This is a genomic window from Pseudomonas sp. HD6515 (assembly GCF_024971855.1).
GTDB classification, from domain to species: Bacteria; Pseudomonadota; Gammaproteobacteria; order Pseudomonadales; family Pseudomonadaceae; genus Aquipseudomonas; species Aquipseudomonas alloputida.
Genome location: NZ_CP079827.1, coordinates 4,597,645 through 4,623,602, shown reverse-complemented (window position 1 = coordinate 4,623,602; position 25,958 = coordinate 4,597,645). Strand labels below are relative to the sequence as shown.

Annotated in this window: 24 protein-coding genes, 5 tRNA genes and 2 pseudogenes; 21 read left to right on the top strand and 10 right to left on the bottom strand. The window is 62.0% G+C overall.

The window, feature by feature from the left end:
• Positions 1 to 2 precede the first annotated feature (2 nt).
• Complete coding sequence (locus tag KW568_RS21480; protein ID WP_004575941.1) at positions 3 to 491, top strand: glutathione peroxidase; 489 nt, start codon at positions 3 to 5, stop codon at positions 489 to 491.
• Here the strand turns inward: KW568_RS21480 and KW568_RS21475 are convergent.
• A complete protein-coding gene (locus KW568_RS21475) occupies positions 481 to 2,838 on the bottom strand; it encodes a response regulator (RefSeq protein WP_004575942.1) in 2,358 nt (785 codons plus the stop codon). The two genes, KW568_RS21480 and KW568_RS21475, sit on opposite strands and share 11 nt — an antisense overlap.
• 204 nt (positions 2,839 to 3,042) lie before the next feature.
• Between KW568_RS21475 and KW568_RS21470 the strand changes: the two genes are divergently transcribed.
• Complete coding sequence (locus KW568_RS21470; RefSeq protein ID WP_003247104.1) at positions 3,043 to 3,930, top strand: ATP-binding protein; 888 nt, start codon at positions 3,043 to 3,045, stop codon at positions 3,928 to 3,930.
• Positions 3,931 to 4,413: a GAF domain-containing protein gene (locus KW568_RS21465; protein ID WP_003247105.1), complete on the top strand. Its 483-nt coding sequence runs from the start codon at positions 3,931 to 3,933 to the stop codon at positions 4,411 to 4,413.
• Positions 4,414 to 4,924: 511 nt separating this feature from the next.
• Here the strand turns inward: KW568_RS21465 and KW568_RS21460 are convergent.
• Both KW568_RS21460 and KW568_RS21455 read right to left on the bottom strand, forming a co-directional pair.
• Complete coding sequence (locus KW568_RS21460; protein WP_177331258.1) at positions 4,925 to 6,337, bottom strand: hypothetical protein; 1,413 nt, start codon at positions 6,335 to 6,337, stop codon at positions 4,925 to 4,927.
• Positions 6,338 to 6,456: 119 nt separating this feature from the next.
• The gene (locus KW568_RS21455; RefSeq protein ID WP_004575943.1) at positions 6,457 to 7,224 is read right to left on the bottom strand and encodes a hypothetical protein; all 768 of its coding nucleotides are present in this window, start codon (positions 7,222 to 7,224) and stop codon (positions 6,457 to 6,459) included.
• 333 nt (positions 7,225 to 7,557) lie between these two features.
• Between KW568_RS21455 and KW568_RS21450 the strand changes: the two genes are divergently transcribed.
• The 5 genes from KW568_RS21450 to KW568_RS21430 all read left to right on the top strand — a co-directional run bounded on the left by KW568_RS21450 (position 7,558) and on the right by KW568_RS21430 (position 8,119).
• Positions 7,558 to 7,633 (top strand) — tRNA-Glu (locus KW568_RS21450).
• Positions 7,634 to 7,635: 2 nt separating this feature from the next.
• Positions 7,636 to 7,711 (top strand) — tRNA-Gly (locus tag KW568_RS21445).
• Positions 7,712 to 7,803: 92 nt separating this feature from the next.
• A tRNA-Glu gene (locus KW568_RS21440) sits at positions 7,804 to 7,879 on the top strand.
• A gap of 3 nt (positions 7,880 to 7,882) precedes the next feature.
• Positions 7,883 to 7,958 (top strand) — tRNA-Gly (locus tag KW568_RS21435).
• An 85-nt stretch (positions 7,959 to 8,043) separates the two neighbouring features.
• A tRNA-Gly gene (locus KW568_RS21430) sits at positions 8,044 to 8,119 on the top strand.
• Positions 8,120 to 8,215: 96 nt separating this feature from the next.
• On the opposite strand, the gene KW568_RS21425 is transcribed toward KW568_RS21430, so the two are convergent.
• Both KW568_RS21425 and KW568_RS21420 read right to left on the bottom strand, forming a co-directional pair.
• Entirely contained in the window at positions 8,216 to 8,782 is a 567-nt protein-coding gene (locus KW568_RS21425; protein WP_004575944.1) for a fimbrial protein, read from the bottom strand.
• 146 nt (positions 8,783 to 8,928) lie between these two features.
• Positions 8,929 to 9,273 (bottom strand): annotated as a pseudogene (locus KW568_RS21420) (fimbria/pilus outer membrane usher protein); the annotation flags it as partial.
• 38 nt (positions 9,274 to 9,311) lie between these two features.
• Between KW568_RS21420 and KW568_RS21415 the strand changes: the two are divergent.
• The gene (locus tag KW568_RS21415) at positions 9,312 to 10,274 is read left to right on the top strand and encodes a hypothetical protein (RefSeq protein ID WP_004575946.1); all 963 of its coding nucleotides are present in this window, start codon (positions 9,312 to 9,314) and stop codon (positions 10,272 to 10,274) included.
• 129 nt (positions 10,275 to 10,403) lie between these two features.
• Complete coding sequence (locus KW568_RS21410; protein ID WP_198290791.1) at positions 10,404 to 10,967, top strand: hypothetical protein; 564 nt, start codon at positions 10,404 to 10,406, stop codon at positions 10,965 to 10,967.
• Here the strand turns inward: KW568_RS21410 and KW568_RS21405 are convergent.
• From KW568_RS21405 to KW568_RS21390, 4 genes are all read right to left on the bottom strand, one after another.
• The gene (locus KW568_RS21405) at positions 10,866 to 11,588 is read right to left on the bottom strand and encodes a molecular chaperone (protein ID WP_372340169.1); all 723 of its coding nucleotides are present in this window, start codon (positions 11,586 to 11,588) and stop codon (positions 10,866 to 10,868) included. The two genes, KW568_RS21410 and KW568_RS21405, sit on opposite strands and share 102 nt — an antisense overlap.
• 77 nt (positions 11,589 to 11,665) lie before the next feature.
• On the bottom strand, positions 11,666 to 12,214 hold the full coding sequence (locus KW568_RS21400) for a fimbrial protein (protein WP_156336280.1): 549 nt from the start codon (positions 12,212 to 12,214) through the stop codon (positions 11,666 to 11,668).
• A gap of 216 nt (positions 12,215 to 12,430) precedes the next feature.
• Positions 12,431 to 12,841 (bottom strand): PA2817 family protein, encoded by a 411-nt coding sequence (locus KW568_RS21395; RefSeq protein WP_003247124.1) that lies wholly within the window; start codon positions 12,839 to 12,841, stop codon positions 12,431 to 12,433.
• A 79-nt stretch (positions 12,842 to 12,920) separates the two neighbouring features.
• Entirely contained in the window at positions 12,921 to 15,368 is a 2,448-nt protein-coding gene (locus tag KW568_RS21390) for an acyl-CoA dehydrogenase (protein WP_003247125.1), read from the bottom strand.
• Positions 15,369 to 15,760: 392 nt separating this feature from the next.
• Here KW568_RS21390 and KW568_RS21385 point away from each other — a divergent pair, with 392 nt between their 5' ends.
• The 3 genes from KW568_RS21385 to KW568_RS21375 all read left to right on the top strand — a co-directional run bounded on the left by KW568_RS21385 (position 15,761) and on the right by KW568_RS21375 (position 18,226).
• A complete protein-coding gene (locus tag KW568_RS21385; protein ID WP_003247126.1) occupies positions 15,761 to 16,384 on the top strand; it encodes a glutathione S-transferase in 624 nt (207 codons plus the stop codon).
• A gap of 133 nt (positions 16,385 to 16,517) precedes the next feature.
• Positions 16,518 to 17,450 (top strand): ABC transporter ATP-binding protein, encoded by a 933-nt coding sequence (locus tag KW568_RS21380; protein WP_003247127.1) that lies wholly within the window; start codon positions 16,518 to 16,520, stop codon positions 17,448 to 17,450.
• The gene (locus tag KW568_RS21375; protein ID WP_003247128.1) at positions 17,447 to 18,226 is read left to right on the top strand and encodes an ABC transporter permease; all 780 of its coding nucleotides are present in this window, start codon (positions 17,447 to 17,449) and stop codon (positions 18,224 to 18,226) included. Before KW568_RS21380 ends, KW568_RS21375 begins: the two co-directional genes overlap by 4 nt.
• A gap of 9 nt (positions 18,227 to 18,235) precedes the next feature.
• On the opposite strand, the pseudogene KW568_RS21370 reads toward KW568_RS21375, so the two are convergent.
• Positions 18,236 to 18,742, bottom strand: a pseudogene (locus KW568_RS21370) (DUF2062 domain-containing protein); the annotation flags it as partial.
• Between the two features lie 142 nt (positions 18,743 to 18,884).
• On the opposite strand from KW568_RS21370, the gene KW568_RS21365 reads away from it, so the two are divergent.
• The 8 genes from KW568_RS21365 to murB all read left to right on the top strand — a co-directional run bounded on the left by KW568_RS21365 (position 18,885) and on the right by murB (position 25,795).
• Positions 18,885 to 21,101: a DNA internalization-related competence protein ComEC/Rec2 gene (locus KW568_RS21365; RefSeq protein WP_004575949.1), complete on the top strand. Its 2,217-nt coding sequence runs from the start codon at positions 18,885 to 18,887 to the stop codon at positions 21,099 to 21,101.
• Positions 21,102 to 21,256: 155 nt separating this feature from the next.
• A complete protein-coding gene (locus KW568_RS21360) occupies positions 21,257 to 21,892 on the top strand; it encodes a MotA/TolQ/ExbB proton channel family protein (protein WP_003247132.1) in 636 nt (211 codons plus the stop codon).
• Positions 21,889 to 22,323: a biopolymer transporter ExbD gene (locus KW568_RS21355; RefSeq protein ID WP_003247134.1), complete on the top strand. Its 435-nt coding sequence runs from the start codon at positions 21,889 to 21,891 to the stop codon at positions 22,321 to 22,323. The genes KW568_RS21360 and KW568_RS21355 overlap by 4 nt, the downstream gene beginning before the upstream one ends.
• Positions 22,323 to 23,324, top strand: coding sequence for a tetraacyldisaccharide 4'-kinase (gene lpxK, locus KW568_RS21350; protein WP_003247136.1), 1,002 nt, complete (start codon positions 22,323 to 22,325; stop codon positions 23,322 to 23,324). Before KW568_RS21355 ends, lpxK begins: the two co-directional genes overlap by 1 nt.
• A 44-nt stretch (positions 23,325 to 23,368) precedes the next feature.
• The gene (locus KW568_RS21345; protein WP_003247142.1) at positions 23,369 to 23,554 is read left to right on the top strand and encodes a Trm112 family protein; all 186 of its coding nucleotides are present in this window, start codon (positions 23,369 to 23,371) and stop codon (positions 23,552 to 23,554) included.
• Positions 23,551 to 24,315, top strand: coding sequence for a 3-deoxy-manno-octulosonate cytidylyltransferase (gene kdsB, locus KW568_RS21340; RefSeq protein ID WP_003247143.1), 765 nt, complete (start codon positions 23,551 to 23,553; stop codon positions 24,313 to 24,315). The genes KW568_RS21345 and kdsB overlap by 4 nt, the downstream gene beginning before the upstream one ends.
• The gene (locus KW568_RS21335; RefSeq protein ID WP_004575950.1) at positions 24,315 to 24,779 is read left to right on the top strand and encodes a low molecular weight protein-tyrosine-phosphatase; all 465 of its coding nucleotides are present in this window, start codon (positions 24,315 to 24,317) and stop codon (positions 24,777 to 24,779) included. Before kdsB ends, KW568_RS21335 begins: the two co-directional genes overlap by 1 nt.
• The gene (murB, locus tag KW568_RS21330; RefSeq protein WP_003247146.1) at positions 24,776 to 25,795 is read left to right on the top strand and encodes a UDP-N-acetylmuramate dehydrogenase; all 1,020 of its coding nucleotides are present in this window, start codon (positions 24,776 to 24,778) and stop codon (positions 25,793 to 25,795) included. Before KW568_RS21335 ends, murB begins: the two co-directional genes overlap by 4 nt.
• The last annotated feature ends 163 nt before the right edge of the window (positions 25,796 to 25,958 follow it).

Genomic DNA, 25,958 nt, shown 5'->3' with positions numbered 1-25,958 from the left:
TCATGGCTGCAACGATGCTGAACATTCCCTGCGTGACCCTGAGCGGCGAGCACAAGACGCTGGGCGACTTCCCGGGCAAGGTGCTGTTGGTGGTCAATACCGCCAGCCAGTGCGGTTTTACCCCGCAGTACAAGGGCCTGGAGCAACTGTGGCAGGCCTACCGCGACCGTGGTCTGGTGGTACTGGGCTTTCCGTGCAACCAGTTCGGCAAGCAGGAACCTGGCGATGCGCGGGACATTGCGCAGTTCTGCGAGCGTAATTTCGGCGTGAGTTTTCCGCTGTTTCGCAAGGTCGAGGTCAACGGCCCGGGCGCTCACCCTCTGTTCGTCGAACTCAAGCAACGCGCCCCGGGTATTTTGGGTAGCCAGAAGATCAAGTGGAACTTCACCAAGTTTCTGGTCGACCCGGCCAGTGGCCAGGTCACGCGCTATGCCCCCTCCACCAAGCCACAGGCCCTGCAGGCGGACATCGAGCGTTTGCTCAGCCGCTGAAGGGCACCCAATGGTCAACCAGGGCCAGTAGCTCTTCGCGGCGGAATGGCTTGGCCAGGTAGTCGTTCATGCCCGCCGCCCGGCAGCGTTCGCGCTCTTCGGGCATGGCGTTGGCGGTGAGGGCGACGATTGGCAACTCGGGCCAGCGACCGCTTTGGCGGATACGCCGGCTGGCCTCGTAGCCGTCCATCACCGGCATGTTGCAGTCCATCAGCACCAGGTCGAATTCCTCACGCGCCAGCAGCTCAAGGGCCTCCGCGCCCTGGGTGGCCAGTTGCACCTGGCAGCCGAGCTTGGCCAGCATGCCCTTGGCCACCAGCTGGTTCACCGGGTTGTCCTCTACCAGCAGGATCCTCGCACGGCCTTGCTCCTGGGTAATGGCCGGGATGGCCAGCGGGTGTTCGGGCTCATGGCCTTGCAAGGTGCGGCGCAGGGTCTGGTACAGGGCGTTGCGTGCCAATGGTCGGGCCAGCTGGTGCAGCGGGGCCAAAGCCAAGGACTGCTCGTTGGGCAGGAAGTTGCCATAGGCAGTCACCAGCAGAATCGGGGTTTTCAATGCCGGGCGCAGTTCGAACAGGTGCTCGACGTCGTCGGTGATCAACAGGTCGATCACTGCGGCATCCAGCGTGGCGCAACTGTCATGGCGCTGGTAGGTCAGGCCCCAGGCAGGCAGCAAGTGCTGCAACAGTTCATTGAGCCCGCTGCCGGCTGCGCTCAGTGCGGCCACGCGGCCATGCAAGGGCGCCGGCGGGATGGCTTCGGTGTGCACGGTCAGCGGCAACTCGGCGGTAAAACAGCTGCCAAAGCCCGGCTCGGAGCGAATGTGCAGGTGGCCCTGCATGGCCTTGCACAGGTTGCGCGTCAACGCCAGGCCCAGGCCGGTGCCACCGTACTGGCGGGTGATGCCGGCACCGGCCTGGGTGAAGGGCTGGAAGATGCGCGCCTGGGCGTCTTCGGGGATGCCGATGCCGGTATCCCGTACCTCAAGACGTACACCACCGACAATGGCCATCAAGCGCACATCGACACGGCCGAAGCGGGTGAACTTCAGCGCGTTGGACAGCAGGTTGCTGACGATCTGCCGCACGCGTGTGGGGTCGCCGAGCACGCTGCTGGGGAAGTCGCTGGCGATCAGGCAGGTCAGTTCCACGCTTTGCGCGGTGTTCTGCGACAGCAGGTTGGCGGTGTCTTCCACCATCGAGCCCATGTCGAACGCAATGCGTTCCAGTTCCAGCTGGCCGGCATCGAACTTGGACAAGTCGAGAATATCGTTCAGCAGCTCTACCAGCACCTTGCCCGAGTCATGGGCGATAGCCAGTTGCTGGCGTTGCTCGCTGGGCAGCGGGTTGTCCAGCGCCAGGGCGATCATGCCCAGCATGCCGTTGAGCGGGGTGCGGATTTCATGGCTCATGTTGGCCAGGAAGGCGGCGCGAGCCTGGGCCATGTCCAGCGCTCGGCTGCGGGCTTGTTCCAGCTCCTGGTTGGACAGGCTCAGGCTGCTGTTGCTGGCCTTGAGCTCGTTGGTGCGCGCCGACACGATGTCTTCCAGCTCGTTCAGGTACTGGGTCAGACGGTTTTCCGCAGTGCGCCGCTGTTCGATCTCGGTGGCCATGCTGATGAACTGCTGGTTGGCGACCTTCACCAGCACGCCGATTTCGTCATGCTCGTGTCCGTGTGGGCATTCCAGGCGCGTTTGCCGGGGTTTGCGCGGGTCGCTGCCGCTGAGTGCGCCAATCACCGTCACCAGCGGCTTGGTCAGCATCATGTAGAACAGCGCCAACAGGAGGCCGGTGAGCACCAGGCTGCGGGCGAACCCATTGAGCAGGGTGATGCCGGCACGGTCGAGAAAGCGGCTGCCGAAGGCGAAGGTGTCGATGTCCAGGTACAGGGTGCCCAGGTATTGCTCCGGCATGTGGGTCAGGTACAGGCGCTCCTTGAACTGGCGTTGCTCGCCGAACAGGAAGTCGCTGAGTGGCCGGGAGCGGTCCTGCAGTTTTGGCCGCTCGACATCGGCCAGTACCGTTTCGTTGTTGTCGATCAGCCGTGCGCGGATGACGGCCGGCGACTGCAGCAGGCCGCGGGTCAGCTCCAGCGCCAGTTCCGAGTCGATGTTGTAGGCGATGCGCGAGGCCGGGTTGTGGCTGATTTGCAGCAACGCGTTCACTTCACGGTTGATGGACGCGTCTTCGCTGGCATAATCGATGCCGATCTGGATGAGACTGAGCAATGTTCCCAGGATGAAGCCGACCAGGACTGTCAACCGGGCTTGCTTGTATGACAGGCGATTGGTGAACTTGATATCCATGAGTCCCGAGCCGGTTTCCCGTTCCTTGCGCTGCGCAAGCATAGCCGAATAGCCCCGGCTGCTGGTGGGTCTGTCTGTTCATTTCAGTTGATCGCCAAGCGGGGGCCGCTTGGCGTCCCTTCGCGGGCTTGTCCGCTCCCACAGGTACAGCTTAGCCCCAGGCTGAAGGCAAGCCCTGAGGGAGCGGGCAAGCCCGCGAAGGGGCGCGCAGCGGCCCCCAAAAAACTGAAATTGTTAGGAGTCGTCATGGACGCTCGCTTGATCGCTTTTCTGGACCGCGCCGAATCGGTACTGGCGCGCCTTGAACCCCTGTTGCCGGCACAACGCCCGCACATCGACTGGGGCACCACACTGGCCGCGCGCTGGCAGCGTGATGGCCGCAGCGGCTACCTGCTGCCGCTGGACGTCAGCCTGGACATCCGCCTGACCGACCTGATCGGCGTCGACAAACAGCGCGACCAGCTGGGCCGCAACACCCACCAGTTCATCAACGGCCTGCCAGCCAACCACGCGCTGCTGTGGGGCTCGCGCGGTACTGGCAAGTCGTCGCTGGTACGTGCCTTGCTGGCCGAGCACGCCAGCGCCGGCCTGCGCCTGATCGAAATCGAACGTGACCACCTGGCCGACCTGCCACGGGTGGTCGAGCAACTGCAGAAGTTGCCGCAACGCTTCATCCTGTTCTGCGACGACCTGTCGTTCGAAGCCGGGGAGGGCGACTACCGGGTGCTCAAGAGTGTGCTCGACGGCTCGCTGGAGCAGGCCCCGGACAACGTGCTGCTGTACGCCACCTCCAACCGCCGCCACCTGGTGCCCGAGAAGGAGAGCGACAACGAGAACTGGAAGCGTGTGGACGGCGAACTGCACCCCAGCGAAGCGGTGGAGGACAAGATTGCCCTGTCTGACCGTTTTGGCCTGTGGCTGTCGTTCTACCCGTTTACCCAGGACCACTTCCTGAACGTTGTCGAGCACTGGATTGGCCAGTTGGCACAACCTGCGGGCCTTGTGTGGCAGCGCACCGAAGCACTCGACATCCTCGCCGTGCGCTGGGCCACCGGCCGCGGTAACCGTAATGGCCGTTGTGCCTATCAGTTCGCCCGCTACTGGGTCGGGCTGCAATTGCTGGAGCAAAAGTAAATGATCGACCTCAATGCCAGTGGCGCCGGCCTCGACGGCTACAACCTGCTGGCGGCGCAAGTGCAGGCGCTGTTCGCCGACGAGCGTGACTTCATCGCCAACGCCGCGCAGTTTTCCGCGTTTCTGTATAACCAGGTGGACGACCTGAACTGGGCGGGGTTCTACCTCAACCGCAACGAAGAGCTGGTGCTGGGCCCGTTCCAGGGCCAGGTGGCGTGCGTGCGCATTCCGTTCAGTAAAGGTGTGTGTGGTGCCGCGGCGGCAACGCGGCAGACCCAGCGGGTCGAGGATGTACATGCATTCCCTGGCCACATTGCCTGTGACAGTGCCTCCAACAGCGAGCTGGTGATCCCGTTGGTGAAGGACGGCAGGTTGATTGGCGTGCTGGACCTGGACAGCCCGACGGTCGGGCGGTTCAGCGAGGCGGACCAGGTGGGGCTGGAGCGGTTGGCGGCGATCTTTCTGGCGTTGACTGACTGCTGATCGATGTTGCCTGTGCCGGCCTCTTCGCTTGTAGGAGCGGGTTTACCCGCGAATACGGTGGCGGCGGCAACGGTGAATGACCAGGGATATTGGCCAGCAGACCCGGCCCTTTCGCGGGTAAACCCGCTCCTACAACGGCCTGTGTCTGGCCACCGATGCGTTTCCACCCCCGTGTAGGAGCGGGTTTACCCGCGAATACGGTGGCGGCGGCAACGATGAATGACCAGGAATACTGGCCAGCAGCCCCGGCCCTTTCTGGCGGCGCAAGTGCAGGTGCTGTTCGCCGACGAGCGTGACTTCATCGCCATTTCTGTATAACCAGGTGGACGACCTGAACTGGGCGGCCCCTGCAGGTAATCCGCGATGAAAAGCATTTTCAGGTCCATAGGTTTCAGCTCTCGCCAAGGCTTGGTCAGATCCTCGAAAACCGACCTTGCCAGTAAAAGACTGTTACCTATGTGCGTGAACTGATTTGTAACCGATGTGGGTGAGTCATACCGCTTGCAGCGGTTCAACTCCTTCTGGTGAGCTTCAGGAAATCATCCACCGACATCAATGGAACGGGCACGATCACCACCGCCCAGAAATGGTGCTCTGGGTTGGGTTCGATGGCGAGTATCACCGCGAACTTGTTCGATGAGCTTGGCGTGAAGACCCCGTCGGCATCAATCTGCCCACCGCCTGCCAAGAGGCTCCATTCAGTGGCAAGCGGATCGACTTCACGCTCGAGCCCATTGGCGTCGAGGTGAGTCATAACCAGTTTTAGCTTGTCGCCGCTTTTGCTTAACTTGAACTCATGTGTTGGCGCTCTATTGAGCACCACATAAGTACTGTACAGAGGAAAGGTGAGATTGCCTGTGGGTACAACATCTATCCATACAGGTTCCTGGTTGCTGGCTTCTGCACCTGGGTTTGAGGCTTTATTATATAACTCGCTTGCACTCACCATCTTGACGAGCGGCGCCACACCAGAGGCCGGGGGCGTGCCCGCCTCAACGGCCACTATGGAAGGTGGGGTTTTCTCGAACAGGCCACACATAACATTGTCGAGTTCTTTCGCCCCTGTGCAGCCATGCAAAGTGCGTGGGTGGATCAATAGGCTCAAGCTGTAGAAGTCGCTGAGCCTATAACCTGCGTCAGGGACTGTATCCAGGCCGACATAGGTATTCATGTACGAGGTGTTGGTTGCGTAGGGTTGCTTGCTTACAGCAGGAGCGCTCGCGGAGGTCATCGTGAGTGGGGCGAAGATACCATTGTTGTCTTCACGCCAGGCGATATAGAAAATAGAGTGTGCTGAGTTCTCCGAGGCCCGCGGGTAGAAGCGCAAGGGACGCATTAGCCATTCACTGGCGGGTAGCGCATCCACGTCATGCAGCGTGACATGTTGCTCGCTGGGCGGTAGCGTCAGGTAGCGCACGTCGAAGTCGTAACTGCGTTCCCGCTGCGCGCGCCACGGGTAGCCGATAGAGAAGCTCGATCGTCCTTGCTCAATTTCAAGCCTCACCCTTTTACCTGGCTCGTACAGTCCTTTGCATGCGGCAGCATCAAATTCACGAAACAAGTTCAAATGGCTACTTTCATACGAAACAGTGATCGCCTCTATAGCGGCTGATGTGCTTCCCGGCTTCCGGCGTAGGGTGATGTGTTGGTAGTTCAGAAATCGCCGGCGAACACAGATTGTGTCTTTTCCGGGTGAGGTCGAAAAACTCAGCAGTGGTCGGCCCAGCCTGCAACTGACCAAGTGCGAGGCAAAGCCCAATGACGTTGGGATCTCAAATTCCAGCGTATCGCAGTCTTCCGGGAGGTCGTCTGGATGAGTGCCATGGACCCTGGATAGCGCTTCGTTCAATTCCACTGTGTCGCAAACAAGGTGGGCTCGCCATCCATGCATTTCATAAGCGGTGGCAGTTTTAGGGGCTTCCATGGGGCACCTGCGGTTGGGTTAGCTGCCATGCACCGTAGCCCCCCTTTGCGTTCGTTCACAACTGGCAGAACTGACAGGAGGCAAGCGGCCCACCCGGCATCGCCCTTGCAGACAAAGCCTCAGTCATAGATGACTTTCTTTTTCCAGGTCTCCTCCTCATCGGTCTTCAGCCCATCGGTCAATTCGTTGTGTTCGTCCTCGGCCGGGGCCATGCGGTCCAGCACCTGGGCATTGGCCCGAGCCAGCAGTTTCTCAAGATACGTCAGTTGCTCTTCATACGCTTTCGGCTCCGGCTGCTTGCGCAAATACTGTACGCCGCGCTCGAAGGCCAGGCGCGCCTGGCCGGGCTGGCCTTTTTGCAGGGCCTGTTGGCCGAGGTTGTTGAAGAACTCTATATGCAGCAGCACCAGGATATGGCGGATTTCCTTGACCCAATGCTTTGCCTCGACGGCAGGCAAGAAGCCCTCATGGGCAGCGCGGGTCACCTGATTGTGCAGCGCCTCCAGCAAGAAGCGTACGTCCTTGGCCTTGATCTCGGTGTGGATCGGGTTAGGTGGGTTGTTGACCGGCATCTTGTCGCCCAGGGCAATCAGCCCTTCCAGTTCGGCGATGCGCGCCTTGAATTCGGCATTGTGCTTGTCCACCGCCAACAGGCGCTGGTTGAGGTTCAGCTCCAGGCGGGTCAGCAGCAATTTGAGGGCCGGGGTCATGAACTGGCCGGGGAACGTCTCGGTGATCTCGCCGCAGCGGCGCAGGCGGTCGGCGAGCTCGATCTTCATCCGGGCGCGCTCAAGCTTGCCATTTTCGACCACATTGTTGAGGTAGCCGATCACGATCAGCAACGCGATGCCCGCCACGATGAGCAGGGTGATCAGAAGTGGTGTCACCGTTAATGCCTCATGAATAGGTTTGCATGATTGAGTGTAGGAGCGAGCGTGCTCGCGAGAGGCCCTGACAGCCATTCTCTTTTTCTATCGGCAAACTGTGCCATGACTGGATGCTGGCACATTAATGCTGACTTGACGCCAGAAAATCAACGCCAAACCCCGCCGGGGCTGCCGAAACAGCGCTGGGTGTGCCCGGAAGTCATTGATTTAAATAAATTTCTACAAAGGGGTTGACGCCTCCCCGAACCATCCATAGAATGCGCGCCACTTGCAGCGTAAAGCACACAGCGAAACGCAGCAGGGAGTGAAAGCAAGCAGTAATGCTTGTAGCGTGTCCCCTTCGTCTAGTGGCCTAGGACACCGCCCTTTCACGGCGGTAACAGGGGTTCGAGTCCCCTAGGGGACGCCAATGCGGGAATAGCTCAGTTGGTAGAGCACGACCTTGCCAAGGTCGGGGTCGCGAGTTCGAGTCTCGTTTCCCGCTCCAGTTTCTCCGGCACTGCTTAACGGCGGGGCAGGAAAAGAAAATCCAGGCTGAATCGTGAGGTTCATGTTCTGGTGCACTGAAAAGTGTTGTGTGTCCCCTTCGTCTAGTGGCCTAGGACACCGCCCTTTCACGGCGGTAACAGGGGTTCGAGTCCCCTAGGGGACGCCAAATGCGGGAATAGCTCAGTTGGTAGAGCACGACCTTGCCAAGGTCGGGGTCGCGAGTTCGAGTCTCGTTTCCCGCTCCAGTTTAAATACTGTGGCGTCTATGCGGTGCAGTGGTGGTGAAGGCTGTAAAGGCGCTTCACGCCGAACGTGGTAAAGCTTCAAATTGCGGGAATAGCTCAGTTGGTAGAGCACGACCTTGCCAAGGTCGGGGTCGCGAGTTCGAGTCTCGTTTCCCGCTCCATATAGTAAAAAAGGCAGAGACGAAAGTCTCTGCCTTTTTTTTATGGCCAATATTTTTTGTCCTGGTGGGCACTTCCCGTGCCCACGCCAGGCTCATTTATCGGTAGGTCATGGTGAAGTCCAGCGCCCCGTTGGCCGGCCCTGCGGTCACCGTTGGCGCTGTCTGAAAGAAGCGCGCCTTGAAATGCAACACGGTCTTGTCGACAACCAGTGGCGTGACCGCTTCATCCTGCTGAAGGGGCATCGGGCTATCGTTACTACGCAGTAGCTGGATGCCTATACCCGTTGCGCTACCCGGCTTGTTGTCCAGGCTGAACACGCCCTGTGCTGGCTCCAAGGGCACCGACCCTTTTGCCCCTTCCAGGCGAATATAGGCGCTGGCGATACCGCCGGCTGGGTCGTCTCTGCAATCGCTGAGGGTGACGTAGAAGTCCTTCGCATCGGTGTAGCTGCCGGGCCCCGTGAAATCTGCGAGGGTATAGGTTCCCAGCTGCACCGGGTCGGCGCTCACCGGGTTCGCCAACAGGGTGCAATGTGCTTGCTGCACTACGCCGCTGACATGAATGTTCAGTGCATCGCCAAGAAAGCTGATTTGGCTACGGACCATCTGGCCGCTGAAGAATTGCCGCCCGGTAGGGATCGGTCCGGTCTTGATCAGTGCCATGGTGCTGTAAAGTTCTTTGATCTGCAGGGGGGTTACGCCTGAGTCCCGGTTGTTCTCACCCGTATAGGGAATAGCTACGTCATCTGTCGGTGTGAATGTATTGCTACCAGCTCCGTTGAAAGGGAAGCCCAAGCGGATATACAGGCCTGCCCGTCGGCTTCGGTCAGCACGATCTCCAGCTCGCCGCTGCCGCCGCCAATGCCCAGGTCGTCGATTTCATAGGGGCCAGCCGCGACGTAGGTGCTGTAGATCGGGTAGCCATTGTGCAGCACTTCGAGCTTGGCGCGGGTTTGAGCGACGCCACGGATTACCGGGGCATAGCTTTGTAACACGTCAGGGAGCATGCCCAGGTCCGAGGCCAGTTGCACGCCTTTGAACGGCAGGCTGCGAAACACCTCGCCATTGCTGGAGGTTTCGCCCAGGGTCAGTGTGCCCCAGGTGCCGGGGAGGTCAGTCTGGGCATAGGTATTGCTGCGGGTCCAGCGCCGTTGAGTATGACGAGGACGTCCTGGGTACCCAGGTTGTCAATGTGAGCTATGAGGTCTTGCGGGGTGGGAAATCGCGCGGCTCCAAGGCAATAGACGTCAATGTCAACTTTGAAACCTTCGGGCCGGTGGACCCTGGTACCGATCCAGACCCGGATTGGCCAGACCCGATCAACTCGCGGCTCCCCCTGTGCAGTGTGTACGGCGCAAAATCGAACCAGGCAAACGAGTTGCTCCCCGTGGATGACCGCCTGAACGCGACGTTGAAAGTCGACTTGTATGAGGGGCTGGAAGAGCATGACCTCATGGAGTTCTACTGGGGCAATACCCACATCACGCAAGCTGACTACCAGGTGAAGGCTACCGATAGCGCGGGTGACAACATCACGGCGGAAATTCTGTGGAGTTACATCCAGAGAACCGGTAATACCACCGTGCCCGTGCACTACGAGATTACCCGAGCTGGCGTTCCGAACAAGCCTGCCTCCAAGAACCAAAGCGTAAAGGTGAGCGCAGTTGTGGTGCATCCGGACGCGCCTGGGTTCGAAGGTGTGAGTGACACGGGGTGGCTGGCCTGCGAGGCGCTTGTAGACCCTGCTGATCCGAGTTTGCCAGCGGCGGTAAGGGTCAAGGTCGGGGACCTTAGCCAATATGGCCTGAAAGAGAATCATCTGGTGACAATGCATTGGAAACTGCTGCATGCCCAGTCCGGGGATGTGGAAGTTCTGTCCTGGGAGCAAGAGATCAAGCTCGGAACAGAATACCCACCAAGCGGCTTCATCTGGCGGGTTGAACCGTACGAAGATTACATCCTGCCTCTGTATGAGTTTGATGATGATGACCACACCGGACGGGCGTTTAGCTGGTACGAGTTCGAAGACCCTTCCCTGCGCGAACAAGGTTTGGATGCGCTGATCGTATCTGAGGTCATTGAGCAAAAAATTGCCATGCATGGTGTTTGGGGCCCATGCCCAGTAGCGTTCAACCGCCCCCAAAATAATAGCTGACGCCTCATTGCAATGATGAATTCAGACTTTTCCGACATAACTAGTCGGCTGGTTTGAGTAGATTTGCCGTCTTTTCTTGCGGCCTGCCCAGCTGGGTCGCGAGTTTTCCAGCAGAAGAGGTGTTACCCAATGTCCCCAAGCAGTTATCGTCCTGTTGCCCACACGACGCAGGCATTGGCCTGGGCCGTGTTCGCGCCCCTGGCGCTTGCACTGAGCCCGCTGGCGATGGCCACGACGCCGGTCTCGGGGGAGCGGGTGATTGGCCCCTCGACGCCAGTCGACGACTACCTGTTGAGCGATGGCGCGTCACTGACCGCCACGGGCGCCACGATCGACTATGTGGTAGCGCGATCGAGCTCGACCTTTAGCATGACGGGCGGCTCGATCAACGCGACCGGTGCCCACGACGGCGTCAGGCTGATGGCTGGCAGCAGCGCGACAGTGCAGGGGGGCGCTTCCATCAAGTCGGACCTGTACGGCATCCGCCTGTTGCAGGACGGCACTGTCGGGGCTTCGGCCCTGGTCACCGATAGCCATGTACAAGGGGCCAGTGGCGGGGCCTATGTATCCTCGAACTCGGCCCTGATCCGCCTAAAGATGAACATCGCTTGTCAGTTTTTCGGATGTCGCGCCGTAGTCGTTGATGATCGAGAAGGTTACCTTGGTATCGGGTGCAAGCTGTTTGCCTGGTAACGGATACATTTGTTGTGAGAAGGGCGCCACCATCGCTCTCGCTTGCAGGTTGTGCGCACCGACTTGCACCTGGTTGAAGGTGAAATGATAAGGCGAGGGGTTGTCGACAACCAGGTTGGCCTTGCCGTTGAGTGTCTGCACCGACCATTTCAGCGCTTTGAGGTGTTCTTCGGGTCGGCTTTTCAGGTGGCTAGGGCGATAGAACAGCTTGATGCGGGTGCGCAGGGCGATGTTAAGGAGGTTCGCGTTGGTTTCTAACTGCTGGGGAATCTCCTGCACATTGAAGTAGAACAATGACTCCCGGTCTTCCGGCAAGTCGTTAGGCAACCGATTGATCTGGACCATCTGCTGTTTGCCCGGGTCGAGGCGGAACAGTGCGGGTGAAGCGATCAAGGGGACGGGGGTGACAGTGTCGTCTTCTTCAGTGTTGACCCAAGCCTGTGCGGCGAAGGTGGAGTTACTGGGATTGGCGACGATTACCGATGAGTTGCGCGAATCGGTACCGTGTACGATACGTGTGGAATCGATTGTCAACGCTGCTTGTGCTGGAGATACCGTGGTCGCCAGGCAGCTTGCAAATGCGACAACCCGTAAAGTGAAGAATCGCTGAATGATGGACATCGAGAGGGTGAACCTTCGTTCAAGGTTTTTTGTATCTGGAGGCCCCAGGTGCCGAGTTCCAGCACGTGGGGCAATGATCAGTTGATCGCGACCACGAAGGTGACGGTCGACGCTATATCACCTTGTTCCACCGCTGGCGCTATTTGCTGCAGGCGGGCCGAGAAAACCATCTCGGTCGGATCAGTTTGGCTCAGTGGGTAGTCCATGGACGGGGTGTCTGGTGCGAGCTGCGCACCGGTTCGGTCAGAAATTTTCAGGCCCAAGCCCTTGGTGTAACCGATGCCATCTTGCAGGCCGTAGAGGTCGCCGCTGGTGCCGGCTTGGCCGTAAGCTGGGGTGAAGGTGACGTTCGCGACTTTACCTGTGCCGATGGTACAGCTACCGCCAGGGGTGAGCCGTAGCGCAAAACCGATCCGTGGGGTTTCTTGGCCGGCACCGACAAAGTCCTGTGTCTTGTAGTTGCCCAAATTCAACACTGGCATGGGGACGCCGGTGCCTGGTGTCACGACATCAATAGGGCAAGTGCCGCCAGGGCTGACAGTTCCGGTGAAACTCATCGTGCCGTTGTTGGCCATTGCTGCGCTGCTGGTCAACGTGATGGCGAGTATGGAGAGTATTTTTTTCATGCGTCTTCCTAAGTGAAGCCAAGCGTGAAGCTTGAACAGGTATGTTCCATTCGTGCCCGTATTTGGGGGGGGATGGCACCTGATGCAGGGTAGAGAAGGCGCAAGGTAAGGTCTGTAGGAGAAGGTTTTCGTTTTGGCGAGATTTAAGAACAGTGTGCGTGTCACAAATACACAGCCCGGGGCGCTGCCCAGAAAGCTGGGCAGCCGTAACCCGGTTTAGTGGCTGCGGCCCTGGTTCGAGGCGTTCAGCAGTTGCTTTTCCTGATTCCAGTCAAAGGGTTCATCGCTCTGCTCCGCTTCGTAGCGACGCTCCTCCAGTCTCTGGTAAAGGTCCAATTCCTCGTCTGGCATGAAATGCAAGCAGTCACCGGCAAAGAACCACAGCAAATCGCGGGGCACCAGGTGAGCGATTTGTGGGTAGCGCTGGATGACTTGGCAGATCAGGTCCTGGCCCAGGTATTGGCTTTCGAGCGGGGCTTGCGGCAGCAGGGTCAGCAGTTCGTCGAAGCGTTCGAGGAACAGGGCGTGGCTTTCCTCCGGCACCTGCTCGGCTTCACCCAGGGCCACCAATATGGTGCGCAGGTGGTTCAGCAGTTGCAGGTGATATTCCAGGTGGGGGTTAGCCATTGGGGCGGTCCTCGGGGTGGTTGAAACGGGGCGCGGAGTATACGCCGGTTGGGGAAGGGGCCGCAAAACGGCCCCTGTCTCAGCGTACCTTGCCTTGCTCCGGCAGCAGCTGTGCCTTGTCGAAGGCGTCCACGTCGATCACCGCACGGCGCGCTTGCTCAGCTGCATGCAGGCGTTGCGCCTGATCAGGCTGAAGTACACCACTGTCGACTGCCGCATCGATCACCGACTGCCCGGGCGCCGGTCGTACCTTGCCTTCCTTGATTGCCTGATGCAGCGCGTTGTGCAGCGGCGTCGACGCCTCCAGCAGGTCGCAGGCCCGTTGCAGGGCTGCCACCGGGTCGCCGTCAGCTTGCGGCCTGAAGCAACCGGCAAGCAGCTCTTCCAGCGCAGGGTCGCCTTTGCTGCGTCCGATCAGCGCTGCCACCTCGGCGTCCAGTTCATCGCTCGGCCCGGTATGACGGCGGCCGAAGGGGAACACCAGCACCCGTAGCGCGCAGCCGACGAAACGGTTGGGGAAGTTGTCGAGCAACCGGTCCAGGGCGTGCTCCGCCTGGCCCAGGCTTTCTTCCATGGCCCAGCGCAGCAGGGGCTGCATGTGCTCGGGCGAACCGAGATCGTGGTAGCGCTTGAGTGCGGCACTGGACAGGTACAGGTAGCTGAGTACATCGCCCAGCCGCGCACTCAGGCGCTCCCGGCGCTTGAGCGCCCCGCCCAGCAGCATCATCGACAGGTCCGCCAGCAGGGCAAAGGCGGCGGCCTGGCGGTTGAGGGCCCGGAAGTAGCCTTGGCTCAGCGTGTCTCCCGGTACTTTCTCGAAAACCCCCAGCCCCAGGTTGAACACCACAGTGCTGGCCGCATTGCCGGCGGCGAACAGGATGTGTTTCATCAGCAGGTCATCGAATTCCTGAAGTGCGTGATCGTGGTCTTCACGCCCGGCCAACGCCATCTCCTTGAGCACGAACGGGTGGCAGCGAATGGCGCCCTGGCCGAAGATCATCAGGTTGCGCGAAAGGATGTTGGCGCCTTCGACCGTGATGAAGATCGGCGCTCCTTGCCAGTTGCGGCCCAGGTAGTTGTTCGGGCCCATGATGATGCCCTTGCCACCGTGCACGTCCATGGCGTGCTGGATGCATTCGCGGCCTCGTTCGGTCAGGTGGTACTTGAGGATCGCCGACAGCACCGAGGGTTTCTCGCCCAGGTCTACGGCCTTGGCGGTCAGCAGGCGGGCACTGTCCATCAGCCAGGCGTTGCCGCCAATGCGTGCCAGCGATTCCTGGATACCTTCGAAGGCAGCCAGTGGCACGTTGAATTGCTCGCGGATATTGGCGTACTGGCCGGTCACCAGGCTGGTGTACTTGGCAGCCCCTGTACCCACGGCAGGCAGTGAGATGGAGCGGCCTACCGACAGGCAGTTCATCAGCATCATCCAGCCCTTGCCGAGCATGGCCTGGCCACCGATCAGGAAGTCCAGCGGTACGAACACGTCTTTGCCGCTGTTGGGGCCGTTCATGAAGGCGGCGCCCAGCGGCAGGTGACGTTTGCCGATTTCGACGCCGGGCGTGTTGGTGGGGATCAGGGCCAGGCTGATGCCGAGCTCCTCCTGTTCGCCCAACAGATGGTCGGGGTCGTAGGCTTTGAAGGCCAGGCCCAGCAGGGTGGCGACCGGGCCGAGGGTGATGTAGCGCTTTTCCCAGTTCAGGCGCAGGCCGATCACTTCTTCGCCGTGCCACTGGCCTTTGCAGATGATGCCGGTGTCGGGCATGGCGCCAGCGTCGGAGCCGGCCAGTGGGCCGGTGAGGGCGAAGCAGGGGATTTCCTCGCCTCGGGCCAGGCGTGGCAGGTAGTGGTTGCGTTGTTCGTCGGTGCCGTAATGCAGCAGCAGTTCGGCAGGGCCGAGGGAGTTGGGCACCATCACCGTGGAGGCCAGGTCGCCGCTGCGGGTGGCCAGTTTCATCGCCACCTGGGAGTGGGCGTAGGCGGAGAAGCCCTTGCCGCCGTATTCCTTTGGGATGATCAGGGCAAAAAAGCCATGCTGCTTGATATGTGCCCAGGCTTCGGGCGGCAGGTCCAGGTCCTGGCCGATCTGCCAGTCGCTGACCATGGCGCACAGTGCTTCGGTCGGGCCATCGATGAAGGCCTGTTCTTCATCGGTCAATTTCGGTGCCGGGTAGGCCAGCAAGGTGCGCCAGTCGGGGCGGCCACTGAACAGTTCGCCGTCCCACCACACGGTGCCGGCGTCGATGGCTTCGCGCTCAGTCTGGGACATGGGCGGCAGGGTGCGCTGGAACCAGCGGAATACTGGGGCGGTAAACACCTTGCGTCGCCACTGCGGGAGCGCAACTAGGGCGATCTTCAGGGCCAGCACCACCCAGATCAGGGCCAGCAGCCAGCCGGGGGCACTGCTGAAAATGCCCATCAACAGCACATAGGCCGCCAGGATGCCGAGAATCTGCAAGGGCGCCAGGCGCCGGTGCGTGAGGTACGCCGCGCCGATCACCAGCACCACCAACCACAACAGCAACATAATCGGTCCTCCTTGGAACCAAGGGCTTGAGCCGTCCCAGACAGCTTAGACGCAATGCTGTGAACGGCATGTTCAGAACAGTGACAGGGTGTGGCGGTGGGAGTTTCAGTTCATGTGTTCGCCTGTACCGTTCCATTCCCTCCTACAACGGTGTGTGGCGAGCCCCCCGATCGATGTAGGTGCGGGCTTGCCCGCGAATGCGATGGTGCTGCGACGGTGAATGATCTGGGATATTGGCCGGCAGGGCCGGCCCTTTCGCGGGTAAACCCGCTCCTACGACGGTACGTGGCAACATCACCGAGCGATGCAGAGGCTTGCCCGCGAAGAGGCCCGTACAGGCGGCGAAGGTCTGGAGTAGACTGTGCCACCTCCGCACTCAAAAGGATGTTGCCATGCTGAAGATCTGGGGCCGCAAGAATTCGAGCAATGTGCGCAAGGCGCTGTGGATCGCCCACGAGCTGGGCCTGGACTTCGAATCCATCGACGCCGGCGGCGCCTTCGGCGTGGTCAACGAGCCGCACTACCGCGCCCGCAACCCCAACGGCCTGGTGCCGATGCTCGAAGACGGCGACCTGACTTTGTGGGAATCCAACACCATCGTTCGCTACCTGTGCGCGGAGTACGGCACGGAGCAGGGCTGGTATCTGGCAGACCCACGCCAGCGCGCCCTGGCCGACAAGTGGATGGACTGGACCACATCGTCCTTCGCCGCACCCTTCCGCCCGCTGTTCTGGGGGCTGCTGCGCACGCCGGAAGACCAGCGCGACTGGGTGGCGATCAACGCCGCGCACAAGCAGTGCGCGCAATTACTGGCCATTGCCGACGAAACCCTGGCCAATCAGCCGTACCTGTCCGGTGACCAGATCGGCATGGGCGACATCCCACTGGGTAGCTTCATCTATGCCTGGTTCGAACTGCCCATCGAGCGCCCGGACATGTACCACCTTCAAGCCTGGTATGAGCGCCTGAAGCAACGCCCGGCCTACCAGGCCGCCGTGATGACCGCGCTCACTTGAACCCGCTTCGATAGTCATTATCAATAGATGTGACTGTACTTGTGCAGCCTGGCCTTGCACCATGGCTGCACTCACTGCGCCAGTGACTTTACCTGGCGTGTCCTGCACCTTTTTCTTCGGTAAGTGACCCGCTATGAGTTCCGCCCTGTCCATCCGACAGCTGACCAAGACCTACGGCAATGGCTTTCAGGCCCTCAAAGGCATCGACCTCGATGTTGCCGAAGGCGACTTCTTCGCCTTGCTCGGCCCCAACGGCGCCGGCAAATCCACCACCATCGGCATTCTCTCGACCCTGGTGAACAAGACCAGCGGCACAGTGAGCGTGTTCGGTCACGACCTGGACCGCGAGCCCTCCGCGCTCAAGCGTTGCCTGGGCGTGGTGCCGCAAGAGTTCAACTTCAACCAGTTCGAGAAGACCTTCGACATCGTCGTGACCCAAGCCGGGTACTATGGCATCCCGCCCAAGCTGGCCAAGGAGCGCGCCGAGCAGTACCTGACCCAGCTGGGCCTGTGGGACAAACGTGATGTGCAGTCGCGTTCGTTGTCCGGCGGCATGAAGCGGCGTCTGATGATTGCCCGCGCATTGATCCACGAACCGCGTCTGCTGATCCTGGACGAACCCACCGCCGGGGTGGATATCGAGCTGCGCCGCTCGATGTGGAGCTTCCTCACCGAGCTGAACCAGAAGGGCATCACCATCATCCTCACCACCCACTACCTGGAAGAGGCTGAACAGCTGTGCCGTAACATCGGCATCATCGACCACGGCACCATCGTCGAGAACACCAGCATGCGCCAGTTGCTGGGCAAGCTGCATGTCGAAACCTTCGTGCTCGACCTCAAGCAGGACCTGGCCACGGCGCCGGTACTGCAGGGCTACCCGTGCCGGCTGCTGACCCCGCATAGCCTGGAAGTGCAGGTGGAGAAGGACATCGGCATCACCGCGCTGTTCGGCCAGCTGGCGCTGCAGAACATCGAGGTACAGAGCCTGCGCAACAAGACCAACCGACTTGAGGAGCTGTTCGTGTCCCTGGTGGAAAAAAACCTGTCGAAGGTGGCCGTATGAGTGTGGAACTGCGCACCAACTGGGTCGCCCTGAACACCATCGTCTACCGCGAAGTGCGGCGCTTCCTGCGCATCTGGCCGCAAACGTTGCTGCCGCCAGCGATCACCATGGTCCTGTACTTCGTCATCTTCGGTAACCTGATTGGCCGGCAGATCGGCGACATGGGTGGCTTCACCTACATGCAGTACATCGTGCCGGGGCTGATCATGATGTCGGTGATCACCAACTCATACGGCAACGTGGTGTCGAGCTTTTTCGGCAGCAAGTTCCAGCGCTCGATCGAAGAACTGATGGTGTCGCCGGTGTCGCCTCACACCATTCTCGTCGGCTATGTGCTGGGTGGGGTGCTGCGTGGTTTGGCGGTGGGGGTGATCGTGACCATCCTGTCGATGTTCTTCACCGACCTGCAGGTGCACCACCTGGGCGTGACCGTGGTGGTGGTGCTGCTGACAGCCACCATCTTTTCGCTGCTTGGCTTCGTCAACGCAGTGTTCGCGCGCAACTTCGACGATATCTCGATCATCCCGACCTTCGTGCTGACGCCGCTGACCTACCTGGGCGGGGTGTTCTACTCGATCAACCTGCTGCCGCCGTTCTGGCAGACCGTGTCGTTGGCCAACCCGGTGCTGCACATGGTCAACTCGTTCCGCTACGGCATTCTAGGGGTGTCGGATATCAGCATTGGCACGGCGATCACCTTCATGCTGGTGGCCACTGCGGTGCTCTACGTTGTTTGCGTTCGCTTGCTGGTCAGCGGCCGTGGCATGCGGGCCTGAAGCCTTGCACCGGCATTGGCGACGACGCCACTGCCGGCCCACCCACCAGCGCCAGTAGAACATGGTGGTGAAGTAGGCAAGGATGCCCAGCACCACGCCGCACACCACCGAGCCGAGCAGGAAGGGTTGCCACAGCGTCGACAGCTGGTCGGTGATCCACTGGAAGGTCAGCTCGTCGGGCAGGGTGCGCGGCGGTACCTGCATCAGCCAGGCACCGGTCATGTAGGTGACGAAGAACACCGGCGGCATGGTCAACGGGTTGGTCAGCCACACCAGGCTGACGGCGACCGGCAGGTTGCCGCGCACCGGGATCGCCAGGGCCGCCGCCAGCAGCATCTGCATCGGGATGGGAATAAGCGCCGCGAACAGGCCCACACCCATGGCTCTGGCCACCGAATGGCGGTTCAGGTGCCAGAGGTTGGGGTCGTGCAGCAATTTGCCGAAAAAGCGTAAGGACTTGTGTTCCCGAATGCTGGTCGGGTCCGGCATGTAGCGTTTGAAAAGTCGGCGCGGCATGTAGGCTCCCGGAGCGTTGACCCTGGCAGTATGCCCTTAATCCTGCTCCGCCTCGTTTAGAGTTTGTGACAATTGTTGAGCAAGCGATGCCGGCAATTGAGCTATGCCTCAGGAGGTGACTCGCCTTCTGGAGCTCTACCTCATGCGCACAGGGATGTTTGCGCTCGCGCTCGGGCTGTTGTGCCTGGGCTTTCTGCCCGCATTGCCATCGGTCGGATGGTTGATAACCCTGGCAGCCTGCGCTGTCGGCAGCCAGTTTACCCGCGTATGGCCGTTGGGATGGTTTCTGCTGGGCTTGTGTTGGGCGTGCGGGTCTGCTCAGCAGGCCCTTGATGATCGTCTGGCTGCCGGCCTGGAGGGGCGCACCTTGTGGCTGGAGGGGCGGGTGGCGGGTTTGCCGGCCCGCACTGCACAAGGCGTGCGTTTCGAGCTGGAAGCGCCACGCTCGCGGCGGGCCGAACTGCCTCAGCGTTTGCAACTGAGCTGGTTCGATGGGCCGCCGCTGCGGGCGGGCGAGCAGTGGCGGCTGGCGGTGACCTTGCAACGCCCGGCCGGGCTGCTGAACCCGCACGGGCCTGACCGGGAAGCGCAGTTGCTGGCGCGACGGGTGGGGGCTACGGGTACGGTCAAGGCGGGGCAGTTGCTGGCGCCAGTCGCCGGTGGTTGGCGCGATGCGCTGCGTCAGCGCTTGCTGATGGTCGAAGCCAATGGCCGGCAGGCAGCGCTGGTGGCACTGGTGCTTGGCGATGGTGCGGGCATGGCCCGGGAGGACTGGCAGACGTTGCAGGCCACCGGCACGGTGCACCTGCTGGTGATTTCCGGCCAGCACATTGGCCTGGTCGCCGGTTTGCTCTATGGCCTGGTCGCCGGGCTGGCGCGTTGGGGGCTATGGCCGGCAAGGCTACCGTGGTTACCCTGGGCCTGCGGCCTGGCCATGGCCGCAGCGCTGGCCTACGGGTGGCTGGCGGGTGGTGGGGTGCCAGTGCAGCGGGCCTGTCTGATGCTGGCCGTGGTGCTGCTCTGGCGTCTGCGCTTTCGCCACCTTGGCGCTTTTTTTCCGTTGCTGCTTGCACTGGTCGCTGTGCTGGTCTTCGAGCCACTGGCGGCGTTGCTGCCTGGGTTCTGGCTGTCGTTCGCCGCCGTGGCCACGCTCATCTACTGCTTCAGTGCCCGGTTGGGGGGTTGGCGGCCCTGGCAGGCCTGGACACGAGCGCAATGGGTGATCGCCGTCGGCTTGCTGCCGGTGTTGCTGGCCACCGGCTTGCCGGTGAGCCTCAGTGCACCGCTGGCCAACCTTGTGGCGGTGCCGTGGGTCAGCCTGGCGGTCTTGCCGTTGGCGTTGTTGGGCACGCTGATGTTGCCGCTGGCGGGCGTTGGCGAGGCGTTGCTCTGGCTGGCAGGTGGCCTGCTGGATGTGCTGTTCCGCGGGCTGGCGCTGGTGGCGCAACAGCGCCCGGCATGGGTGCCGCCGGCCCTGCCGTGGTGGGCCTGGCTGCTGGTATGTCTGGGTGCGCTGTTGCTTTTGCTGCCTCGTGGTGTGCCGCTGCGCGGGTTGGGAGGGGTGATGCTGCTGGCGCTGTGGGTACCCAGGGAGCCGGTGCCGTTTGGCCAAATCGAGGTCTGGCAGCTGGATGTCGGCCAGGGGCTGGCGGTGCTCTTGCGTACGCGGCATCACAGCCTGCTTTACGATGCCGGGCCGGCCAGGGGGGAAAGCGACTTGGGGGAACGCGTGGTGCTGCCAACCTTGCGCAAGCTGGGGGTGGGCGGCCTTGACGTGATGGTGATCAGCCATGCGCATGCCGATCATGCGGGCGGGGCCGTGGCCATTGCGCGTGGTTTGCCGATCAAGCGGATAATCGGTGGGGAAGCGCTGGTTGATGTTCCGTTGCAGCCGTGTGCCAGTGGCGAGCAATGGGACTGGGATGGCGTGCGTTTTTCGTTGTGGCGCTGGGTGGACGGGCAGAGCAGTAATGACCGTTCCTGTGTGCTGTTGGTCGAGGCGCAGGGCGAGCGCTTGCTGCTGGCGGGGGATATGGAAGTTGCTGCCGAACGGGCCTGGCTGGCGGACACTGAAGTGCCGCGTATCGACTGGCTGCAGGCGCCGCATCATGGCAGCCGCAGCTCGTCCACCGAGGCGTTCGTCCGGGCTACCGCACCGCGCGGGGTATTGATTTCGCGGGGGCGCAACAACAGTTTCGGGCACCCCCACGTGCAGGTGGTCGAGCGGTATGGGCGGCATGGGGTGGTGATGCATGATACGGCGGTGGAGGGGGCATTGCGGTTGGTGCTGGGGCGGCATGGGGAGGTTGAGGGTGTGCGCCGACAGCGGCGATTCTGGCGTGATGTGGGGGGTGGCTGATCTGGCCCTTTCGCGGGTAAAGCCGCTGCCACAGGTACTGCACGGCCCAGAGGGCCGACCCGGTAGCCCGACAGCCTAATTCCCTGACCTCCGGCAGATGAGCCCTCGGCGCGCCTATGGTAGAGTGGCGGCCTTTTTCCGAAGGGGCGTTTACTGTGTGGGAATTGGTCAAGTCCGGTGGTTGGATGATGCTGCCGATCATTCTGAGTTCCATCGTTGCCATGGCTATCGTCGTCGAGCGCCTGTGGACCCTGCGTGCCAGCCGCGTCACCCCGCCCCACCTGCTGGGCCAGGTGTGGATGTGGATCAAGGACAAGCAACTGACCAGTGACAAGCTCAAGGCGCTGCGGGCCGATTCGCCACTGGGCGAAATCCTGGCAGCGGGCCTCGCCAACTCGCGCCATGGTCGTGAAATCATGAAAGAGTGCATCGAGGAGGCCGCCTCGCGCGTCATCCACGAACTGGAACGCTACATCAGCACCCTCGGCACCATCGCCGCCATGGCGCCTCTGCTGGGCCTGCTGGGCACCGTGCTGGGCATGATCGACATTTTCAGCGCCTTCATGGGCTCGCAGATGACCGCCAACGCCGCCGTGCTGGCCGGTGGTATCTCCAAGGCCCTGGTCACCACTGCGGCAGGCCTGATGGTCGGTATCCCGGCGGTGTTCTTCCACCGCTTCCTGCTGCGCCGCATCGATGAGCTGGTGGTCGGCATGGAGCAGGAGGCGATCAAGCTGGTGGAAGTGATCCAGGGCGACCGTGAAGTGGAAGTGGCCGGAGGCAAGGCGTGAAGTTCCGGCGCAATCGCCAGCGGGAGAGCGTCGACATCAACCTGGCGTCGCTGATCGACGTGGTGTTCGTCCTGCTGCTGTTCTTCGTGGTTACCACCACCTTCACCCGCGAAACGCAACTGCGCGTCGAGCTGCCCGAAGCCACCAGCGCCGAGCCGGCGCCGACCGACCCGGGCAAGCTGGTGGAAATCACCATCAGCGCCGAAGGCGTGTATTCGGTGAACAACCACCTGCTGCCCAAAAGCGACCTGGCCACCCTGAGCGAGGCCATAGCGCGCGAGTCGGGTGGCGACAACACGCTGCCGCTGGCCATCAGCGCCGACGGCAAGACCCCGCACCAGGCTGTGGTCACCGCAATGGATGCTGCCGGCAAGCTCGGTTTCAGCCAGTTGCGCATGACCACCGTCGAGGCGGCCCAGGGCACGCCTTGATGGCTTTCGCCGACCGCTTGCTCGCTGCCTGGTACGCCGGGCATCCGGCGCTGGCGCTGCTGCGTCCGCTGGAGGCCTTGTATCGCCGCGTGGTCACGCGCAAGCGGGCACGTTTTCTAAGGGGTGACAGTGCCAGCTACCGGGCACCGGTACCGGTCATTGTCGTGGGCAACATCACCGTCGGTGGCACCGGCAAGACGCCGATGATTCTCTGGTTGATCGAACACTGTCGCCAGCAAGGGCTGAAGGTGGGCGTAGTCAGCCGCGGTTATGGTGCCAGGCCTCCACGGCTGCCCTGGCGGGTGCAGGCCGATCAGCCGGCCGATGAGGCGGGCGACGAGCCGCTGCTGATCGTGCAACGCACCGGCGTGCCACTGATGATCGACCCGGATCGCGCCCGGGCCGTGCAGGCATTGCTGGCCAGCGAACCCCTCGACCTGATCCTGTGCGACGACGGTATGCAACATTACCGCCTGGCCCGTGACCTGGAACTGGTGCTGATCGACGCTGCCCGCGGCCTGGGCAATGGCCGCTGCCTGCCGGCGGGGCCGTTGCGTGAGCCGGCCGACCGCTTGCGTGAGGCTGACGCGGTGCTGTTCAACGGCGCCAGCGAAGACCGCACCGAGGGTTTTGGTTTCCGCCTGCAGCCGTCGGCCCTGGTCAACGTGCGCACTGGCGAGCGCCGTGCGCTCGACCATTTCCCCGCCGGCCAGCGCCTGCATGCGGTGGCCGGTATCGGCAACCCGCAACGTTTCTTCAACACCCTGCTGGGGCTAAACTGGCAGCCGGTGCCGCATCCCTTCGCCGACCATGCGCAGTTCAGTGCCCGGAGCCTGGCTTTCAGCCCGCCACTGCCGCTGGTCATGACCGAGAAGGACGCGGTGAAATGCCGGGCCTTTGCCGCTGACGACTGGTGGTACCTGGCCGTCGAAGCGCAGCCTACGCCGGCTTTCAGCGCCTGGTTCGACAACCAGCTGCAACGCTTGTTGCGCAAACCCTGAGCCCGTTTTCAATTTCCGGCCACCTGGCCTAAAGGAAGCCTCCAATGGACACCAAACTGCTTGATATCCTGGCCTGCCCGATCACCAAGGGCCCGCTCAAGCTGAGCGCCGACAAGACCGAGCTGATCAGCAAAGGCGCTGGCCTGGCCTACCCGATTCGCGACGGTATCCCGGTCATGCTGGAAAGCGAGGCACGCACCCTGACCGACGACGAGCGTCTTGACAAATGAGCCTGGAATTTACGGTAGTAATCCCCGCCCGGCTGCGCTCCACCCGCCTGCCAGGCAAACCGCTGCTGCTGATTGCCGGCAAGCCAATGGTGCAACATGTGTGGGAGCAGGCCCGCAAGAGCGGTGCCAGCCGTGTGGTCATCGCCACCGACGACACCAGCATCCTCGAAGCCTGCCAGGCCTTCGGTGCCGAAGTGCTGATGACCCGTGCCGATCATGAATCGGGCACTGACCGCCTGGCCGAAGTGGCCGCGTACCTAGGGTTGCCGGCTGACGCCATTGTGGTCAACGTGCAGGGCGACGAGCCGCTGATCCCGCCGGTGATCATCGACCAGGTGGCGGCCAACCTGGCGGCGCATCCGGAAGCCGGTATCGCCACCCTGGCCGAGCCGATCCATGAACCGGAAACCGTGTTCAACCCGAACGCGGTCAAGGTGGTGAGTGACAAGAACGGCCTGGCCCTGACGTTCAGCCGAGCGCCGCTGCCCTGGGCCCGCGATACCTTTGCCAAGGCCCGCGACGTGCTGCCGGAAGGGGTGCCCTATCGCCGTCATATTGGCATGTACGCCTACCGTGTCGGGTTCCTGCACGACTTCGTCAGCTGGGGCCCATGCTGGCTCGAGCAGGCTGAAGCGCTGGAGCAGCTGCGTGCCCTGTGGCACGGCGTACGCATTCACATCGAGGACGCCATCGAGGCGCCTGCCGTGGGGGTCGACACCCCTGAGGATCTGGAGCGCGTACGGCGCTTGCTGGAGGCCTGATGCGCGTCCTGTTCGTGTGCCTGGGCAACATCTGCCGCTCGCCCACCGCCGAAGGCGTGCTGCGCCATCAATTGCACGCCGCCGGGCTCGCTGACAAGGTGCAGGTGGCTTCTGCCGGCACCGGCGATTGGCATGTCGGCAAGGCGCCAGACAGCCGCACCTGCAAGGCGGCGCTGGCGCGCGGTTACGACCTGTCGCAGCAACGCGCCCAACAGGTCAAGGCATCGCACTTCGCCGAATACGACCTGGTGTTGGCCATGGATGAGCACAACCTGCGCGATCTGCGCGCCCTGCGCCCGTCCACGGCAGTGGGCGAACTCGACCTGTTCCTGCGCCGCTACGGTGCAGCCCTGGATGAAGTGCCAGACCCGTACTACGGTGGCGCCGACGGCTTCGAGCAGGTGCTGGACCTGGTGGAAGCGGCTTGCCAGGCGCTGGTACTGGAAATCAAGGGGCGTCTATGACAGTGCAGTGGCAGGAGCAGGTATCGCTCAAGCCTTACAATACCTTCGGCATCGACGTGAAGGCGCGCTATTTCAGCCAGGTGCAGGACGACCAGCAGGTGCGTCAGGCACTGGGCCAGGCACAGCAGAGGGGCTTGCCGGTACTGGTGATCGGGGGTGGCAGCAACCTGCTGCTGACCCGCGATATCGATGCACTGGTGCTGCACATGGCCAGCCGCGGTCGGCGTGTGCTCAGTGACGATGGCGAGCGTATCGTGGTCGAAGCCGAGGCCGGTGAGCCATGGCACGCGTTTGTGCAATGGGCGCTGGCGCAGGGCTATTGCGGGTTGGAGAACCTCAGCCTGATCCCCGGCACCGTGGGTGCTGCGCCGATGCAGAACGTGGGCGCTTACGGGGTGGAGATCAAGGACGTGTTCGCCGGGCTGACAGCCCTGGACCGTGAGACGGGCGCGCTGCGTGACTTCAGTTTGGCGGAATGTGCTTTCGGCTATCGCGACAGCCTTTTCAAGCGCAATCCCGGCCGCTGGTTGATCCTGCGTGTGCGCTTTGCCTTGACCCGCACCCTGCACGCTCATCTGGACTATGGCCCGGTGCGCCATCGTCTGTCTGAGCAGGGTGTGACCGAGATGACCGCGCAAGCGATCAGCGATGCAATCTGCAGCATTCGCCGCGAGAAGCTGCCAGACCCGGTAGAGCTTGGCAATGCCGGGAGCTTCTTCAAGAACCCGGTGGTAACGGCTGATCTGGTCGAGCGAATTCGTGCGCAGTATCCCGCGGTTGTGGCTTACCCCCAAGCGGATGGCCAGGTGAAACTGGCCGCGGGCTGGTTGATTGAGCAGGCGGGCTGGAAGGGTCATCGTGACGGTGATGCTGGCGTGCATCGCTTGCAGTCGCTGGTGCTGGTCAACTATGGCCAGGCGAGCGGAGCGCAGATGCATGCGCTGGCGCGCAAGATTCAGGCGGATATCTTCGAGCGGTTTGGGGTTGAGCTGGAGATGGAGCCTAATCTTTACTGATTTGCCGGCTGTGACCCCCCGTAGGAGCGGGTTTACCCGCGAAAGGGCCGGGCCTGGTGGCCAACTTCCACCCGCCGTTCACCGTTGCCGCCGCTACCGTATTCGCGGGTAAACCCGCTCCTACACCTGATCGGGGATGGATACACATCGGTGATTGGGCGCA

Excerpts from the sequence above, each read along its gene's own strand:
- KW568_RS21480 (WP_004575941.1), top strand. The coding sequence starts at position 3 with ATGGCTGCAACGATGCTGAACATTCCCTGCGTGACCCTGAGCGGCGAG.
- KW568_RS21475 (WP_004575942.1), bottom strand. The coding sequence starts at position 2,838 with ATGCTTGCGCAGCGCAAGGAACGGGAAACCGGCTCGGGACTCATGGAT.
- KW568_RS21470 (WP_003247104.1), top strand. The coding sequence starts at position 3,043 with ATGGACGCTCGCTTGATCGCTTTTCTGGACCGCGCCGAATCGGTACTG.
- KW568_RS21465 (WP_003247105.1), top strand. The coding sequence starts at position 3,931 with ATGATCGACCTCAATGCCAGTGGCGCCGGCCTCGACGGCTACAACCTG.
- KW568_RS21460 (WP_177331258.1), bottom strand. The coding sequence starts at position 6,337 with ATGGAAGCCCCTAAAACTGCCACCGCTTATGAAATGCATGGATGGCGA.
- KW568_RS21425 (WP_004575944.1), bottom strand. The coding sequence starts at position 8,782 with ATGGCACTGATCAAGACCGGACCGATCCCTACCGGGCGGCAATTCTTC.
- KW568_RS21410 (WP_198290791.1), top strand. The coding sequence starts at position 10,404 with ATGTCCCCAAGCAGTTATCGTCCTGTTGCCCACACGACGCAGGCATTG.
- KW568_RS21405 (WP_372340169.1), bottom strand. The coding sequence starts at position 11,588 with ATGTCCATCATTCAGCGATTCTTCACTTTACGGGTTGTCGCATTTGCA.
- KW568_RS21400 (WP_156336280.1), bottom strand. The coding sequence starts at position 12,214 with ATGAAAAAAATACTCTCCATACTCGCCATCACGTTGACCAGCAGCGCA.
- KW568_RS21395 (WP_003247124.1), bottom strand. The coding sequence starts at position 12,841 with ATGGCTAACCCCCACCTGGAATATCACCTGCAACTGCTGAACCACCTG.
- KW568_RS21390 (WP_003247125.1), bottom strand. The coding sequence starts at position 15,368 with ATGTTGCTGTTGTGGTTGGTGGTGCTGGTGATCGGCGCGGCGTACCTC.
- KW568_RS21385 (WP_003247126.1), top strand. The coding sequence starts at position 15,761 with ATGCTGAAGATCTGGGGCCGCAAGAATTCGAGCAATGTGCGCAAGGCG.
- KW568_RS21380 (WP_003247127.1), top strand. The coding sequence starts at position 16,518 with ATGAGTTCCGCCCTGTCCATCCGACAGCTGACCAAGACCTACGGCAAT.
- KW568_RS21375 (WP_003247128.1), top strand. The coding sequence starts at position 17,447 with ATGAGTGTGGAACTGCGCACCAACTGGGTCGCCCTGAACACCATCGTC.
- KW568_RS21365 (WP_004575949.1), top strand. The coding sequence starts at position 18,885 with ATGCGCACAGGGATGTTTGCGCTCGCGCTCGGGCTGTTGTGCCTGGGC.
- lpxK (WP_003247136.1), top strand. The coding sequence starts at position 22,323 with ATGGCTTTCGCCGACCGCTTGCTCGCTGCCTGGTACGCCGGGCATCCG.
- KW568_RS21345 (WP_003247142.1), top strand. The coding sequence starts at position 23,369 with ATGGACACCAAACTGCTTGATATCCTGGCCTGCCCGATCACCAAGGGC.
- kdsB (WP_003247143.1), top strand. The coding sequence starts at position 23,551 with ATGAGCCTGGAATTTACGGTAGTAATCCCCGCCCGGCTGCGCTCCACC.
- KW568_RS21335 (WP_004575950.1), top strand. The coding sequence starts at position 24,315 with ATGCGCGTCCTGTTCGTGTGCCTGGGCAACATCTGCCGCTCGCCCACC.
- murB (WP_003247146.1), top strand. The coding sequence starts at position 24,776 with ATGACAGTGCAGTGGCAGGAGCAGGTATCGCTCAAGCCTTACAATACC.